Raw genomic sequence first — 15795 nt, 5'->3', positions numbered from 1 at the left:
AGCCGCTGGCACGGTCAAGCGCCCTCCGCTTTTCTTATGAATCAATTTTTTTCATCTTCTATAGAAACCGCTTACAGTGTTTCTTATAATAAAAGAAAGTCGAAAACGGGATGGGATACATATGAAATGGAAAGATTGGACATTGCTTGTACTATTATCTGCAGTTTTATTTCTGACGGCAGCATGCCAGGCAACAGGCAGTAAAGCTTCAGATGTCCCTGAAATGGTCAATGCAAAAATCAGTGTGCCGAAAGTGATCCGCAAAAATGAAACTCAAAAATATGAAGTGAAAGTGACACAGGGGAAGGGAATGGTCCAGGACGCAAGCTCGGTCGAGTTTGAAATCTGGGAGTCAGGTTCGAAGGAACAAAGCGAAATGGTGAAAGCAGAACATAGCGGAAACGGGGTCTATTCCATTTCAAAGGCGTTTAAAGAGGATGGGATTTATTATTTGCAAACCCACGTAACTGCGAGAGATTTGCATGTCATGCCAAAGGTTAAGCTAATAGTAGGACATGCTGCGGATAACGGAAAGGATAAAGAAGAGAAAGAATCAGGGCATCACCATTAACTCCGCCACGCGGGGTTTTTTAATTACTTCTCGATTTGAGCGGGAAGGATAATCCTAAAGCTGCTTTGAGGTACTACAGACTCGTCTAATGCAGAAAATCCCCTGCCGAAAAAATAATAAAGATGTGATAGAATAGAGAACGGAAGCAGGGTTCAAAGCGGACGCTGCAAAATACTCTATCTATAGCAAGGAGCAGGATACGATGGAAAAAGTATTGGTTTTCGGTCATAAAAATCCAGATACAGATACAATTTGTTCAAGCATTGCTTATGCAGAGCTTAAGAATAAGCTTGGTTTGAACGCGGAGCCTGTTCGATTAGGTTCAATTAATGGTGAAACACAATATGCGCTAGATACGTTCAATAAACAGGCACCGCGTTTAGTGGAAAAAGTATCGGCAGAGGTTAACCATGTAATTCTCGTTGATCACAATGAGCGTCAGCAAAGTGCGGATGATATTACAGAAGTAAGCGTTCTTGAGGTGATTGATCATCACCGTATTGCAAATTTCGAGACAAGCGATCCATTGTACTACCGTGCAGAGCCAGTGGGCTGCACCACGACTATTTTAAATAAAATGTATAAAGAGAACGGCGTAGAGATTGAAAAGGATACAGCGGGTCTCATGCTTTCAGCCATCATTTCTGACTCTTTGCTTTTCAAATCACCTACCTGCACGGAGCAGGATATTGCTGCAGCAAAAGAACTAGCTGAAATTGCCGGGGTGGACCTCGAAAGCTACGGATTGGAAATGCTGAAAGCGGGAGCTGATTTAAGCAGCAAAACAGTGGAAGAACTCATTTCTCTGGATGCAAAGGAATTCCAAATGGGAACACGCCGAGTTGAAATTGCTCAGGTGAATGCAGTGGATCCAAATGATATCCTGGTTCGTCAAAGCGAAATTGAAGCGGCAATTGCACATGTTGTTGCTGAAAAGGGTTTGGATCTGTTTCTGTTTGTCGTAACAGATATTCTTGAAAGTGATTCCATTGCTCTTGCTTCAGGAAGAGAAGTTGAAGCAGTAGAAAGAGCATACAATGTGAAAATCGAGGACAGCAGAGCGCTGCTAAAAGGCGTGGTCTCCCGCAAGAAGCAAATCGTTCCGATATTAACTGAAACATTCAGCTCAACAAACAGCTGATAAATGAAAGGCCCTCCTGCAATCAGGAGGGCCTTCTTCATTGAATGATATTCTGCATTTGTAATGAACATAAATAAAGAACCGAATCAATTCGGTTCTGTTCTTAAGTATTTTTTTGCAGCACCTACACAGCGTAAGCCCTTCCTCTCAAACACCCTTGCAGCCCCGAAGCTGCGCCAGTTGAATAAGTGCGCTTATTTTAAATGGCATCTACAGCCTTTTCCGTTTAACAAATTTGACTACAATCAGAGCCAGTACAATGATTAAAATCAGGTTAATTGCAGCTCCGGCTATTTTGAAAACTAAGCCGATTAGCCAAACGATCAGTAAAATCCAAATAATCGTCCAAAGCATGGTTCATTCTCCTTTTCGAACATGTAGTTGTAGTAATTAGATTCCCCGAACTTCGCAAATTAAAACATACTGAACCCATTCGAAATAAAAAAACTCTACTTTTCAGCAGAGTCCTTTTTATTGACTGGGGGACTGATTTCCTCCTCCTCCATAGGGTCAATAGTGTGTTCATATTTGTATGCTTTATTGGTCGTAACCACACTTAAGGCTAATACAACGAAAACAATAATGATGCAGATCCCAAGAATCCATAAGTACATGGTTGTTTCCTCCTTACTGAACAATCCACACTGAGAACGCTTTCCTTTATATTACCATGCAGAAAGGATATTGGGATGCCTTTCGAGACATGATAATGAGGGGAAATTCTTAGCAGATTTATCATCGAAGGAGGAATACATAATGTCTCAAAAATTGCTGGACAAGGTCAATAAGCAGGTTGCCAATTGGACAGTCCTTTATGTAAAACTGCATAATTATCACTGGTATGTGACAGGAAAAGATTTCTTTACGCTTCATGTTAAATTCGAAGAGTTTTATAACGAGGCAGGTACAAATATTGACGAGTTAGCAGAGCGGCTGCTTGCCCTTCAGGGAAAACCGGCTGCTACCATGAAAGGGTGCCTCGAGCTTTCGACAATCCAGGAAGCAGAAGGCGGCGAAACTGCTGAGCAGATGGTCGAGCAGCTGCATAAGGACTTTTTACATGTCGCTCAGGAACTGAAAGAAGGTATGGAGCTTGCCGCTGAGGTAGGGGACGAAACAACTGGGGATATGCTTCTTGCTATTCACCAAAGTCTAGAGAAGCATAATTGGATGCTGAAAGCGTATTTGGGAAAATGAACTGAAAAAACGGAGCCCTCAGGGTTCCGTTTTTTATTGATCCTTTTTTTCGGCGGCGTCTTTTTGAAGAATACCCGCTTCGATTTTATTCAAAATCCTGAAATACTCTTCTCTTTCCTCCATATTCAGTACCGAAAGCATTTCTTTCCAGAAGAGATTCCGCTGCTCAATCATACCTGCTACAAATTGATCTCCCTGGTCTGTGAGGACAATCCAGACAATTCTCCGGTCTTGGCTGTCTCTTGCCCTTTTAAGGAGCAAATCGTCCTCCAGCTGATTTAAAAGGGTGGTAGTAGCACCTGATGTTAAGAGTAATTTCTGGGAGATTTCAGCTACTTTGCATTTTTTTTGTTTGAATACGAATTTAAGGATGTGGTATTTAGTGGGGGTCAAATTATACGGCATCTCTTTAATTTTCATCTCGATCAGCTGGCGCTTATGCATAAATAAGGTGTCTTTTATCTCATCCAGCCTCTCCAGCTGACTGCTTAAATTGTTTTTCATGAAGGTTCCCCTTTTAAAATAATTAAGTAAACTTTCACAGTCATTACTTGACCAAAGATATCTTCGGTAAGCTCCGGCGCATTCCCCTTAAGGCCGTGAGTCCTTCACCCATAGAAGGAATAAGTGTTTTACATATTTTTGTCGGGGCTGTTCAAGTCACTTTCGCTTTTATACTTTTATTTCTTTCCCTTTTCTCCTATAAATTTAGTTCAACTTTTATTCAATGTAAAGTAAGGCAAATGTTTTTACTGTAAAAATACAAAAAAATATGTTAAAGTTACGAATCGTAAATACCTTTATTAAAAAGTAACTTTATCAAGAAGTATTTTTATAATGGTAATATTGAATACGAAACAAGGAGGAATATTTATGTCCAGAGGACGGCTGATTTTAATTAATTTTATAGGGATTGTAGTTATCCTTGCGCTAGTCGCAGGAGGCGTTTACTACTACTTCCAGCAAACAAATTATGTGACGACTGACAATGCAAAGGTGGCAGGTGACCTTCATTCAATTAAGGCCCCTGCAGCCGGAAAAGTTTCAGGTATGAATGTTGAAGAAGGCGATGAAATCAAAAAGGGTGCTGAAATTGCCAAAATCGGCGCTGCAAACAGCACTGCAAACAGCACTCAATCTATAACGGCCCCTGCAGACGGAACCATTATTAAAAAACAAATGGATAATGAACAAATGGCACAGCCTGGCCAGACCATTGCAAGTGAAGTAAATCTCAGCGAATTGTATATTACAGCTAATTTAAAAGAAGATACGCTTCAGGATATTGAAGTGGGAGACGATGCAGACGTCATAGTTGATGGCGACGGCGGAACAGTCATTGAAGGAAAGGTTGAAAAAATCGGATATGCAACCAATTCCCTTTTCTCTTTAATGCCTAAATCCAATGATGATGGAAATTATACAAAAGTAACTCAAACCGTTCCTGTGAAAATTTCTATTACGAATTATTCTGAACAAGTGCTTCCAGGAATGAATGCTGAAGTGAAAATTTCTAAAAACTAAGTCACGTGTTTCTGAAAGCTTTAAGGAAAGGAGGAAATGAGTGATGACAAAAAATGCAGCGAAATCAGACAGTGGCGTCAGTCAGCATATGCCGCTTTTGATTGTATTAATGCTCGGTTTGTTCCTTGCCATTTTAAATCAAACGCTGCTGAATGTAGCGATACCCCGTCTCATTACGGAGTTTGGTGTAACGGCCAATACAGCTCAGTGGCTTCTTACTGGTTATATGCTTGTGAATGGAGCACTGATTCCATTATCTGCTTATCTCATTAAGCGTTTTGCAGTAAGGCGTTTGTTTTTATTCGCTATGTTTTGCTTTACGATAGGATCCCTAATTTGCGGATTGGCTGGCAGTTTCCCGATAATGATGACGGGAAGGCTGATTCAGGCAATAGGCGGGGGAGTTTTAGCTCCGCTCGTTATGACGATTATTGTGTTTATTTTCCCTCCCGAAAGCCGCGGGAAAGGGATGGGGATTTTTGGACTAGCGATGATGTTTGCCCCGGCAATCGGGCCTACACTATCTGGCTTTGTAATTCAGAATTATGATTGGCATTTGCTTTTCAACGGAATGGTTCCGCTTGGAGCCATCGTATTGATCATTGCCTTCTTTAGACTAAAAGACATCTCGCCGCCAGAGAAAATCAAAGCGGATTCCCTATCAATTTTCACTTCTTTGGCTGGTATGGGGTTACTCCTGTACGGTTTTAGTGAAGCGGGAAATGATGGATGGACCGACCCGATTGTTTTATCATCAATGGGTGTCGGAGTCATTCTATTGATTGTTTTTACAATCAAACAGCTTAAATCTGAAGACCCTCTGCTGGACGTAAGGGTGTTTAAATATTCAATCTTTACTTTATCGAGTATCATCAACATTGCGATTACAATTTGCCTGTTTTCAGGGATGTTCCTGCTTCCAATCTATTTGCAGAACATTAGAGGCTATTCACCTCTGGATTCAGGATTACTCTTGCTGCCGGGTGCGATCGTTATGCTGATCATGTCACCTGTCTCAGGTATTCTATTCGATAAATTTGGACCAAGACCACTCGGTATTATCGGAATGGTTATTACGACCATAACGACTTATGAATTTACTCAGCTTACAATGGATACCACCTATAATCATATCTTAATCTTGTATATGATTCGGACATTCGGAATGTCTTTCCTTATGATGCCGATTATGACAGCTGGATTAAATCAGCTTCCTGACAGACTTAGCAGCCATGGTTCAACAATGGCCAATACGTTTAGACAGGTGGCCGGTTCCATTGGAATCAGCTTCCTTACAACCATTTATTCAAATAGAACGGAATTCCATTTGGAAGAGCAGGGAAGCCAGATGAATACTTCTGATCCTTTCTTTGCTGAAGCGTTCAGCGAATTCACTCAAAAAATCGCACAAACGATGAGTTTGTCACCTGAAGAGGCGCAGCAGCAAGCCGTTCAGCTTTTATATGCCAGGGTGGTCAAGGATTCCACGATCCACGGAATTAATGACGCATTTTTCTGGGCAGCAGGTATTTCACTTATTGGACTTGTGCTTGCATTCTTTATGAGAGACGTGAGAAAAGATAAAAAGGTTCCGGAAAAACCTACTGTTTCTAAGCGTTCAGAGGAAATAAGGATGCTCCCTGCACCTAAAAACGTACATTCATAAACAGCCGGAAGAGTTGGGGGAATTGTAATGAAAATCTGTATCGTATACGACAGTGAAGGCGGGCATACGGAAGCACTTGCCCAAGCGATTGCAGCTGGTGCTGAAAAATCCAGGGAAGCAGCCGTTTATCTAAAAAGCGTCAATGACGCAGATGTATACGACCTTCCTGAAATGGATGCCATAATATGGGGATGCCCGGGTCATTTCGGTACCATAAGTGCCGGATTAAAGACGTGGATTGATAAACTTGGCTATCTTTGGGCAGAAGGAAAACTAATCAATAAAGTCGGGGCTGTTTTTTGCACAACAGCAACTACTCATGGCGGTTTGGAAGCCACATTGCTAAACCTGATTACCCCTATGCTTCATCAGGGAATGATTATTGCAGGACTGCCGGGAAACACTCCTGAGAATGCCCTGTACGGTTCCTATTATGGAGCCGGTATTACGTGTCCTGTAGAAAGCAATGAAGTTATTTCTGCAAGCGATCGTGCACTAGGGATGGCTTTAGGGGAACGTGTAGCAGAAGTTACGAAACGCATGTCAAAATAACAGTAGGTGAGTGCAGATGTTAGGCGGTTTATTAATAGTAGTTGCGGTCATATTGCTTGCCGTCATTATAATTGCGAATACGAAGGCAATGTCCCGGTCAAAAGGCAGGAACGATCTGCCAAACAGCAGTCAGCAGGATGACAAACTGCCTGAAAAGCAGAATGAAAAAGAAACGAATCCGGCCTCTGCTGCTCCATCAGAACCTGCTTCTTCGGAATCTAACAATATGAATGATCATGCATACCGTAAAGCCTTATCCCAATTTAAGAATGAAGAGGGCCAACTAGCTGCGCACAATCATAAAATGGATGATGATGCGTATCGAAAAGCCTTGCAAACATTGAATAAAGGGAAACGGTAATCATGCTGAAGCCGAAAGAAACGGAATGGCTGGAGCGGGTTCAAGAAAAGACCATTTTATTTAAAAGAAAGTATTCTTTGCTTGTAAAGGAGAATCTCGAACCGCTTGGGGTTACTCCGTTCCAGCTGCAAATCTTATGGATACTTGGAAAAGATGGCGAAATGGGAACAACCCAGCTTGCAGATAAATTAAAAGTGAAGCCAAGTGCTGTCACGATGGGAACAAATCAGCTCCATAAAAGAGGCTGGCTGAACAGAATCCATTTAGAATCCGATCGAAGGCAAATCCGCATAACCCTGACTGCTGAGGGAGAACGGCTTTTGAAAGAAGCAAAATACACACACAATGAATTAGCTTCTGAACTTTTTTCCTGTTTTAACGAAAGGGAGCTTGCAGATTTTTATTGTTTGGTTGATAAGCTTGAGCAGAATACTTTCATAAAATAGGCGCTCTTTTAAAGGGTAGGCTGATTGGAGCGGAAGGCTCGGGATTCCTGCAGGCAATCAAGCTAAAAGCATAGTTCATTTTGAAGTGCATCCGAAAGAAGGATGTGCTTTTTTTGGTTATTCTGCATCTTTTTCTATTTTATTTAAAATGGATTGTGCCAGGATATCCCTGAGATTCTCTGCATCCATTTTTTTAGTCAGCTGAAGAATCTCTGTTTCTGAAAGCCCGCTCACATAGCTCTCAATTGCAGCTTCCAGGTCGTCTGTATCTGTTCGAAAGTTCATGGCGATGTCTTTAGTGAAATGTTCTTTCCAGTCCAAAAGAAAGCCTCCTATTCATTAGAAATTAGCCTTTTTTCATTAACTCTTATGTTTGTCCATACCCCTCAGCCTTGATTGAATAGCATAATCTATACCTCTATTGAAAGGAGGGATGAGGTGAGCAAGAATGCAGATGTCATGACGTTATATTCCTTAACTATGACTGTTCTGACATTTTTACTTGGAGAATTAGAGCAGATGATGTATGTTCTTTTTGCTCTAATGGTTATTGAATTTATCAGCTTCACGATTTTGAAATCGATAAATGGTCACTTGTCATTACGGGATATTTCCATTCAGCTATCAAAAAAGGCACTGATTCTGATTATGGTTGCTGTTGCCAATTTACTGGACAAGGTTATCCCGATGGAGTTCTCAATAAAGGATTTCACGGTTATCTTTTATATTTTTTACGAAATGCTCTATATTATTACACACGTTTCAAGCAGCGGCTTGCCGGTTCCTCAATTTGTCAAAGACGCCCTCGAGGTTCTTAAAAATAAGATGAAGAAGTGACTGCCGAATAAAAGCATGAAGATGCTGCAAAATAAGGGAAAAGGCTTGAAGGTGTGATGGTTAATGGAAGGTTCCGAGAAAAAAACGTATTATGTGACAGTCGGCAGCGGAGAAATATCACAGCTGTCTGATTCATCTGTTTGGGATTACCGTATTCAAGCAACAGATGACCAAATCATTGAGCTGAGGAGTTATTTTGAACAGCAGTATGCATCGGACTGGAAAGGCTTTTTCAGGACACATGTACCCTATTTGCCTTACCACTTCGACCGTCCTAATGATGCGGTCGATCAGGCGAACATGAACATTTATAGAATGATTTATGAACTTGGGGATGCAGAAGCGAAGCAGCATATCGATGAGCAGAAGATTCTGAATAATATTGAGGATCAAACCTAGCAGAACTTATACAATGTCATCCCATTGTGATAAAATAGAATTGGAAAAGTCGAAAATTGAGGGATCACATGTATCGTTTTAAGGATTATTATCACAATCAGGTTCAGCTTTCTTTTGAAAAGAATCCATTTTCCAGTCTTCCGAAGCATGTTTGGGTCGTGTGCCGCTATCAGGATAAGTGGCTTTTAACCAATCATGGGGATCGGGGATATGAGTTTCCCGGCGGCAAGGTCGAGGAAAATGAGACGGCAGACGAAGCAGCGATTAGAGAAGTAAAAGAGGAAACGGGCGGTGTAGTGTCATCTCTCCAGTATATGGGACAATATCGTGTTTCCGGAAAAGAAAAAACGATTATAAAAAATATTTACTATGCGGCAGTTTCTGAACTCATTCAACTGGATGATTATATGGAAACGAAAGGTCCAGTCCTTCTGGATGAACTTCCTGATAATATACAGCAGGACAGGCGTTTTAGTTTCATCATGAAAGATGAAGTACTGCAGCAGTCTTTAAAAAGGATTATAGGGAATAAACAGGACTAAAAGGGCTTGCCGCATACCGGCAAGCCTATTTTAATCCGAGTTTTTAATTAGCCTTTTTTCAAGCCACTCGACAAGCTGATACATAATGGTAGCAAACACGGCGATAAGCATGAGGCTAAGAAAGACCAAGGTAAAGTTAAACACTTGAAAACCATAAATAATCATGTATCCGAAGCCTTTGGATGATACGAGAAACTCGCCTACGATGACACCGACCCAGGACAATCCGACATTTACTTTTAATGATGAAATGATGACTGGAAAGGAAGCAGGGAGGACGGCTTCTTTAAACAGCTGAAGCCTTGAGGCACCAAATGTTTGCAGCACTTTTAAATAATTCGGATCCAATCCCCTGAACGATGTATAAACAACGATGGTGGTAATAATGACGGAAATGATTGCCCCCATTGCTACAATTGAAAAGAAGCCGGGACCGATTGCAACAATTAAGATTGGGCCGAGAGCAACCTTAGGCATTGCATTCAATATAACCAAATAGGGCTCGAGTATCCTGGACAGTCTTGGCGACCACCAAAGGATTGCAGCCAGGAGGGTTCCAGCAAGCGTTCCCAGAATAAAGCCAAGAACCGTTTCGAAAATGGTTGCACTTGCGTTTGCGTATAATGTCCCATCCTGCCATTTCTCCAAAAAGAGCAGCCATATTTTTGATGGCGCACTGAATATTAACGGGTCAATCCAATTATTCTTGCTTGAGAGTTCCCATAGACTGAAGAATGCTGCAAAAATGAGGAGCTGGTATAAACGGACAATCATCTTTTCCCGCTTTAATCGGTCCAGATAATGGTCATGAAGCTGTTCCAAATGAGTTTTAACCCTGTTCAAGCTGCTCCAGCTCCTTCCATATCGCTTGGAATAGCTCGTTATAGAGAGGATGCTGTCTGGATTCAAAGGGAGTCAATTCTCGAATTTCCCGGGGAATAGGAAACATTTTGGCGATTCTTCCCGGATTCGCAGAAAAAAGAAAAATCCTGTCACTCATGGCAATTGCTTCGCCAATGTCATGAGTGACAAGCAAAGCGGTTTTTCCATATTCATGAAGTGTTAGCTGTACCAAGTCTTCTAGCTTGAGTTTAGTTTGATAATCTAAAGCTGAAAATGGCTCATCCAGGAGCAAGAGGTCAGGTTCAGTTGACAGCGTCCTGATTAATGCCGCACGCTGGCGCATCCCTCCTGATAGCTGCCGGGGAAATTTTTTTTCGACATCGCCAAGCCCCATTTCCTGCAGGAGGTAAAGCGTTCTTTTTTCAGATTCCGGCGAGAGCTTTTTTTGGGTTTTAAGACCGATCAGCACATTTTCCTTGATTGTTTTCCAAGGGAAAAGATAATCCTGCTGCAGCATATAACCAATTTTTCTTCTCATTTCATTAATAGGCTCTTTTCTGATCAGGACCGTTCCTTCTGTTGGATTAAGCAGACCTGCGATAATGGTCAGAAGAGTTGTTTTTCCGCAGCCGCTTGGACCGAGAAAGGAGATAAACTCCCCTTCCTCAACGGTCAGGCTGATGCCCTCGAGGGCGGTTGCGATGGTGTCTTTAGTAAAATAGGAATGAGACAGATTTTGTATGGAGAGGAACGCCATCCTTTAACCTCCTTACTATTTTGGTGCTTTTTCCGCAAATTCTGTATTTACAAGTTTGCTGTGATCAATATGCTTCGGAAGCTCGCCAGCTTCATTCATAATGGTCTGAAGATTCTCCCACTCTTTCTTATCAAGGATCGGGTCTTTAGCAAATGATCCCTGCTCTTTGTATCTGCCGACGACTGTTTCTATTAATGAAGGGTCGGTATCTTTAAATTGATTTGTGATGGCAGCTGCAATTTCTTTAGCGGAATGCTCTTCTACCCAATTTTGAGCCTTCTGAATAGCGTTCGTAAATTTTTGGACCGATTCTCCGTTTTTCTTAATATAGCTTTGCTTTGACATAAAAGTAGTGTATGGGATTAAACCGGATTCGGTACCAAAGGATGCGACAATATGACCTTTCCCTTCTTTTTCAAAGATGCTTGCCGTTGGCTCGAAAAGCTGAACATAGTCCCCGGTTCCAGATGCGAAGGCATTGGCAATATTGGCAAAATCGATATTCTGTATCAAGGTCAAATCCTTATGCGGATTTATACCGTGCTTTTTCAAAACGAATTCTCCAGCCATTTGCGGCATGCCGCCTTTACGCTGGCCAAGGAACGTGCTTCCTTTTAAATCACTCCAGTCAAACGACTCGGTTTTCTCTCTTGCAACAAGAAACGTACCATCGGTTTGGGTTAGCTGGGCGAAATTGATGACCGGATCCTTCGAGCCTTGAGCTTCTACATAAATGGAGGTTTCTGAACCAACAAGAGCGACGTCTGCTCCTCCAGACAGAAGCGCTGTCATGGTTTTATCTCCACCGAATGCGGTTGTCAGTTCGACATCAAGGCCTTCTTCTTTAAAAAAGCCTTTCGAAATGGCAACGTAAAGAGGAGCATAAAAAATGGACCGGGTCACTTCCGCTACACGAATCTTCTGAACCTTGTTTTGCGTGCAGGCGGAAAGTGGTAATGCTAATAGGACAAGCGCCATTATGCTGATGAACCATTTTTTCATAACCGGTTCCTCCTTCTGGTCGGCTTTGGGCCTGAGACTAGGCCGCAAACCGCAATATTCTGATCTAAAATAAACTATGAAAAAGATGAAAATGTGTGAATGCCTATATAAGAAAGTGGGATGTAAATGAAAAATGGAGATATTTTAGATAAGCAGAAATATCCATCACCACACCCCGCTGTTGACCTTCACCTTGTCACATATTGGTCAGGAGGGCTGAAGGTGAAAGGGCTGCTGGCTGAGCCTAAAAACGCGGGACGTACGATGGATTTCTATATTTAAGAGGCGGCATAAAGGGAGTTGGCATGGTCCGCCCCGGCCGTATCGTTCAATTCGCCTCAGAAGGTTTCGTCGTAATGGCTCCATTTTACAGAGGAAATCAAGGAGGAGAAGGAAATGAAGATTTTGCGGGAGATGACAGAGAGGATGCCCTTTCAGCAATTGATCTCCTGAAGAGGCATCCCAAAACGGATGAAGGAAGGGTTCACGTTTTTGGATTTTCAAGAGGAGGAGTTATGGCACTTATAGCAGGAAATGAAAGAAGGGATGTTTGTTCGATCGTGACATGGGGAGGTGTCTCAGACATGGTCCTCACCTATGAGGAACGGGAGGATTTAAGGAGAATGATGAAAAGGGTTATAGGAGGCAGTCCAAACAAACGGCCTGACGCTTATAGCTGGAGAACCCCTCTCAACGATCTGGAAAAGTTAAAAGCCCCTCTGTTAATTATCCATGGGGTTAAAGATCATAATGTATCAGTTGAACATTCACATCTTCTTGAAAAGCGGGCACATGAACTGGGGAAGAGAGTGGAAGCATGGTACTTTGAGGAGTTTACTCATTATTTTCCTCCGCATATAAACAGGGAGACGGTTAAAAGGCTGACACAATGGATGAAAAAGCAGCTGTCTGTCTGATATGGTAAACTGATACTAACTGTGCAGAAGGAGAGATGGAGATGGGAATGCCCCTTGAACTGAATACGATGATTGTAACGAAGGGCAGAGAAAAGCGGATGGAAGAAAACGTATTTACGCTCCAAAAAGATGGATACCGCTTATATCCTCTGGATCTTCCAGTAGAAGTGAGAAAGACTAAAGAAGGAGAAGTGAGCGGGAGAGCGGTTATCAATAAGGTGGAATGGGAAAACAGCAAGACCATTCTTACCTACCAGCTCATAAAATTAAATTCAACGAACTAAGGAGTCCTTTTAATGGGACTTCTTTTATTTTTGGCTATGGACTTGAGAATCCTGCGGAAATCAGCAGAAATTCTAACCCAGCTTGAGCAAATAAGAAAAAAATCCCGTTTTTTTATGAAAAAATGTGAAATAATACCGGGAATTAGTCGATATGTAATAGTAAGAAAGACATAAAAACTTCGGAGGTAATGACATTGACTTTTCAACCCTTTAAGGGTGTTCTTTTAGTATTGCTCCTGCTGCTTATTCCTTTCACATCTGTTACCGCTGCATCAGCCCCCGCTTCAGGAAGATTGGACGAAGCTTTCGTCAATTCCTCAGCCTATGAGTCTTTAGTTTCAGCCAGAGCGGAAAAGTTTAAAACAGCTCCGGTTACCTATTCAAAACCAGTAAATCATCCCGGTTCATCAAACGCTGCCCCAGGGTATACTCCAGTTATGAACACTCAAACTGCTAATCCAAGACCTCATTCCTTTATCGGTGCATTAGAACTTCAAACAGCTAAAAAGAGGGTTTTAAACGATGCATGGGCAAAAAATTATTTAAAAAGACTTGAGAGCGAATCCAATTCCTTTCTGAAGCTTGAACAAACCATTCCCAGAAAACCTGCGGGCTATGCTTCCTGGTATGTGTGCAAGGATGGAACGCCGCTCGTATACAAGAATGGACAAAACTACTGCCCTAGCGATAAACAAATATATGAAGGAGAAAAAATTGAAGCCGGACGCCTTGCCTACGAGCATAACGAGAGAGTAAGACAGATTAGGATTTTCTCAACAGCTTTCGCATTGAACGGCAATGAAACGTATGCAGAAGCCGCACAGCACCTATTGCTTCAATATGCGGACATGTATAAAGATTTCGCAAAGCAGGATAAAGGCGGAAGATGGTACTATCAATCTCTGGACGAGGCTGTAAGTGCCGTTGATTTGGCTTCAAGCTATGATCTGCTCTACAGCAGCCGATCCTTCACAGAGGAAGAAAAAGAAAAAGTTGAGCAGGAATTGCTTTTTCCCATTGCTGAAACATTGAAGCAAAATCCGTACAGCAAGTCCAACTGGCAGGCATGGCACAATGCAGCCATTGGAATGATTGGTGCTGCGGCTGATAATCAGGATCTTCTTGATGAAGCCATTAATGGGAAGCGCGGATTTTACTTCTTAATGGATGAAGCCGTTCTTGAGGATGGATTCTGGTGGGAGGGCTCCATGGCCTACCACACGTATGCTCTGGCTCCTCTTAGTATATTGGCGCAAACCGCGTCCCACTGGGGCTATGATTTATACAGTGTTGAAAAATTCAAGAAAATGTTTGATATCCCGCTGTTATACAGCTACCCGAATTTTGTTCAGCCTGCGAATAATGACGGAGGAAAATACGGCAGCACGATCACCAATTATACATCCTCTCGCGGATACAATGATTATGAGCTTGCCTATTCAAAATATAAAGACAGGGGCTATGCCTGGTTTCTCCATACAAAATACAAAAATTTGAGCCGAACGGGTGATTTTGCTTTATTTTTCGGAAGCGACAGCATAGAAGAGGCCGCTGAGGTACCAACAAAAAGCCTTCAGCTCACAAGCATCGGCCAGGCTATTTTAAGGCACCCGGATTCCAGAGACCAGCAATCCTATGTTTTAATGGATTATGGCGACCACGGCGGCTCACATGGCCATTATGACAAGCTGAATATCGATGTATATGGAGCAGGGATGCTTTTAGCACCTGACTTTGGTACACCTGGCTACACTCATCCGCTTTACAGGGGATGGTATAAGCAATCCATCAGCCATAATACGGTCACGATTGATGGAAAGTCCCAAAGTGAAACAAAAGGAGAAATGCCGATCTTCTCGAGCAGTCCTGATTTTAAATATATGTATGCAACGGCAGACGGCGCTTATGAAGGCGTCACCTATGAAAGAAGCATATGGATGGAAGATGAATTTATGCTGGATTGGTTTTTGGTGAAAGATGACGCCAAAACCCATCAGTATGACCTGGCATTGCATGGTTTAGGCGAATTTGAAACCGATTTATCGCTTCAGCCTCTTGGCAATCCGATTGGAAAGGGAGGCGGCTATGAGCACCTGAAAAATCCTAAAGGGTCAGGGAGCATTGATTCTGCTTGGAGGAGCTCCTGGAATCAGAATGGCAAAGGACTTCGAACGTTCTCAATCCCATTTGAAAAATCATCTGTATTAACGGCAGGTGGTCCGGGACCTTCTACATCGCCAAGCCAGCTGTCTCCAATCATGATACAAAGAGTGACGGGGAACGAAGCGCAATTTGTCACTATTCTTCAGCCTTACACACAGCTGAATGCACCCGCTGTTACAGGAAAAAGGGTAGGTCAGTATGGCGTAAGAGCAGAAAGTCCATCTGGAACGTATCATTTTTACCAGAACCATCAGGAAAAGACTGCCGGAAAATTAACGGCAGCAAAAGCCTCATCGAGAAATAAAGAGGATTATCATTTTGAAGATAACCTGAGCACAAGTATTGCTGCAAACGGTGAATTAAAGGTAACCCTTAAAGAAGCAGATAGACTGCAGAAAATGACACTTGTCTTTAACAAAGGAACTATAACGTCTGTGTCAGTTAACGGCAAAGCATGGAAAACGGCTGTCCAAGGCGGTTACATTATGGCTTTTCAAAACTGAAAACGAGGAAGAGGAGCATCCGGGGTAAACGGATGCTCCTCTTTTGGCTGGACGGCAGCAGCACGTCCTTATAGGATACCTTGCCTCAAA

20 protein-coding genes and 1 pseudogene are annotated in these 15795 nt (G+C 42.3%); 14 read left to right on the top strand and 7 right to left on the bottom strand.

Annotated elements, in window-relative coordinates:
- Window positions 1-121 precede the first annotated feature (121 nt).
- On the top strand, window positions 122-571 hold the full coding sequence (locus tag J9317_RS15460; protein ID WP_211560091.1) for a FixH family protein: 450 nt from the start codon (window positions 122-124) through the stop codon (window positions 569-571).
- Between the two features lie 202 nt (window positions 572-773).
- A complete protein-coding gene (locus J9317_RS15455) occupies window positions 774-1712 on the top strand; it encodes a manganese-dependent inorganic pyrophosphatase (protein WP_211560089.1) in 939 nt (312 codons plus the stop codon).
- 210 nt (window positions 1713-1922) lie between these two features.
- Here J9317_RS15455 and J9317_RS15450 read toward each other — a convergent pair whose 3' ends face one another.
- Both J9317_RS15450 and ytzI read right to left on the bottom strand, forming a co-directional pair.
- Window positions 1923-2066 carry a lmo0937 family membrane protein gene (locus J9317_RS15450; protein ID WP_211560088.1) on the bottom strand — a complete coding sequence of 48 codons (144 nt, stop codon included), beginning with the start codon at window positions 2064-2066 and terminating at the stop codon, window positions 1923-1925.
- Window positions 2067-2161: 95 nt separating this feature from the next.
- Complete coding sequence (ytzI, locus tag J9317_RS15445) at window positions 2162-2326, bottom strand: YtzI protein (RefSeq protein WP_211560086.1); 165 nt, start codon at window positions 2324-2326, stop codon at window positions 2162-2164.
- 142 nt (window positions 2327-2468) lie between these two features.
- Here ytzI and J9317_RS15440 point away from each other — a divergent pair, with 142 nt between their 5' ends.
- Window positions 2469-2909 (top strand): Dps family protein, encoded by a 441-nt coding sequence (locus J9317_RS15440; protein WP_211560084.1) that lies wholly within the window; start codon window positions 2469-2471, stop codon window positions 2907-2909.
- Window positions 2910-2942: 33 nt separating this feature from the next.
- Here the strand turns inward: J9317_RS15440 and J9317_RS15435 are convergent, their stop codons facing one another.
- Window positions 2943-3413 carry a MarR family winged helix-turn-helix transcriptional regulator gene (locus J9317_RS15435; RefSeq protein WP_211560082.1) on the bottom strand — a complete coding sequence of 157 codons (471 nt, stop codon included), beginning with the start codon at window positions 3411-3413 and terminating at the stop codon, window positions 2943-2945.
- A gap of 369 nt (window positions 3414-3782) precedes the next feature.
- Here J9317_RS15435 and J9317_RS15430 point away from each other — a divergent pair, with 369 nt between their 5' ends.
- From J9317_RS15430 to J9317_RS15410, 5 genes are read left to right on the top strand one after another with little or no spacing between them, the layout of a single operon-like run.
- Entirely contained in the window at window positions 3783-4433 is a 651-nt protein-coding gene (locus J9317_RS15430) for an HlyD family secretion protein (RefSeq protein ID WP_211560080.1), read from the top strand.
- 43 nt (window positions 4434-4476) lie between these two features.
- On the top strand, window positions 4477-6099 hold the full coding sequence (locus J9317_RS15425) for a DHA2 family efflux MFS transporter permease subunit (protein ID WP_211560077.1): 1623 nt from the start codon (window positions 4477-4479) through the stop codon (window positions 6097-6099).
- 27 nt (window positions 6100-6126) lie between these two features.
- Window positions 6127-6651: an NAD(P)H-dependent oxidoreductase gene (locus J9317_RS15420; RefSeq protein WP_211560075.1), complete on the top strand. Its 525-nt coding sequence runs from the start codon at window positions 6127-6129 to the stop codon at window positions 6649-6651.
- Window positions 6652-6667: 16 nt separating this feature from the next.
- Window positions 6668-7012 (top strand): hypothetical protein, encoded by a 345-nt coding sequence (locus tag J9317_RS15415; protein ID WP_211560073.1) that lies wholly within the window; start codon window positions 6668-6670, stop codon window positions 7010-7012.
- A gap of 2 nt (window positions 7013-7014) precedes the next feature.
- Window positions 7015-7458 carry a MarR family winged helix-turn-helix transcriptional regulator gene (locus tag J9317_RS15410; RefSeq protein WP_211560071.1) on the top strand — a complete coding sequence of 148 codons (444 nt, stop codon included), beginning with the start codon at window positions 7015-7017 and terminating at the stop codon, window positions 7456-7458.
- A gap of 117 nt (window positions 7459-7575) precedes the next feature.
- On the opposite strand, the gene J9317_RS15405 is transcribed toward J9317_RS15410, so the two are convergent.
- Entirely contained in the window at window positions 7576-7779 is a 204-nt protein-coding gene (locus J9317_RS15405) for a hypothetical protein (RefSeq protein ID WP_211560069.1), read from the bottom strand.
- A 117-nt stretch (window positions 7780-7896) separates the two neighbouring features.
- On the opposite strand from J9317_RS15405, the gene J9317_RS15400 reads away from it, so the two are divergent.
- The 3 genes from J9317_RS15400 (at window position 7897) to ytkD (ending at window position 9236) form a co-directional block, all read left to right on the top strand.
- Window positions 7897-8295, top strand: coding sequence for a phage holin family protein (locus J9317_RS15400; RefSeq protein ID WP_211560067.1), 399 nt, complete (start codon window positions 7897-7899; stop codon window positions 8293-8295).
- A gap of 63 nt (window positions 8296-8358) precedes the next feature.
- Complete coding sequence (locus J9317_RS15395; RefSeq protein ID WP_211560065.1) at window positions 8359-8694, top strand: hydrolase; 336 nt, start codon at window positions 8359-8361, stop codon at window positions 8692-8694.
- A gap of 68 nt (window positions 8695-8762) precedes the next feature.
- On the top strand, window positions 8763-9236 hold the full coding sequence (gene ytkD / locus J9317_RS15390; protein ID WP_211560062.1) for an RNA deprotection pyrophosphohydrolase: 474 nt from the start codon (window positions 8763-8765) through the stop codon (window positions 9234-9236).
- A 30-nt stretch (window positions 9237-9266) separates the two neighbouring features.
- Here the strand turns inward: ytkD and J9317_RS15385 are convergent, their stop codons facing one another.
- The 3 genes from J9317_RS15385 to J9317_RS15375 are packed head-to-tail and all read right to left on the bottom strand — an operon-like array spanning window position 9267 to window position 11838.
- Window positions 9267-10079: an ABC transporter permease gene (locus tag J9317_RS15385; RefSeq protein ID WP_211560060.1), complete on the bottom strand. Its 813-nt coding sequence runs from the start codon at window positions 10077-10079 to the stop codon at window positions 9267-9269.
- Window positions 10066-10836 carry an ABC transporter ATP-binding protein gene (locus tag J9317_RS15380; RefSeq protein ID WP_211560057.1) on the bottom strand — a complete coding sequence of 257 codons (771 nt, stop codon included), beginning with the start codon at window positions 10834-10836 and terminating at the stop codon, window positions 10066-10068. Before J9317_RS15380 ends, J9317_RS15385 begins: the two co-directional genes overlap by 14 nt.
- Before the next feature lie 15 nt (window positions 10837-10851).
- Complete coding sequence (locus J9317_RS15375; RefSeq protein ID WP_211560055.1) at window positions 10852-11838, bottom strand: ABC transporter substrate-binding protein; 987 nt, start codon at window positions 11836-11838, stop codon at window positions 10852-10854.
- A gap of 126 nt (window positions 11839-11964) precedes the next feature.
- Here J9317_RS15375 and J9317_RS15370 point away from each other — a divergent pair.
- The 3 genes and pseudogenes from J9317_RS15370 (at window position 11965) to J9317_RS15360 (ending at window position 15705) form a co-directional block, all read left to right on the top strand.
- Window positions 11965-12755 (top strand): annotated as a pseudogene (locus J9317_RS15370) (alpha/beta hydrolase family protein).
- Window positions 12756-12796: 41 nt separating this feature from the next.
- Window positions 12797-13039: a DUF2584 domain-containing protein gene (locus J9317_RS15365; RefSeq protein WP_035409820.1), complete on the top strand. Its 243-nt coding sequence runs from the start codon at window positions 12797-12799 to the stop codon at window positions 13037-13039.
- 194 nt (window positions 13040-13233) lie between these two features.
- Window positions 13234-15705 (top strand): heparinase II/III domain-containing protein, encoded by a 2472-nt coding sequence (locus tag J9317_RS15360; protein WP_211560053.1) that lies wholly within the window; start codon window positions 13234-13236, stop codon window positions 15703-15705.
- Window positions 15706-15795: the final 90 nt, after the last annotated feature.

This window comes from Metabacillus flavus (assembly GCF_018283675.1).
Taxonomy (GTDB): Bacteria; Bacillota; Bacilli; order Bacillales; family Bacillaceae; genus Metabacillus_B; species Metabacillus_B flavus.
The sequence above is the reverse complement of the archived record's forward strand: the minus strand, read 5'-3'. Positions and strand labels throughout refer to the sequence as shown.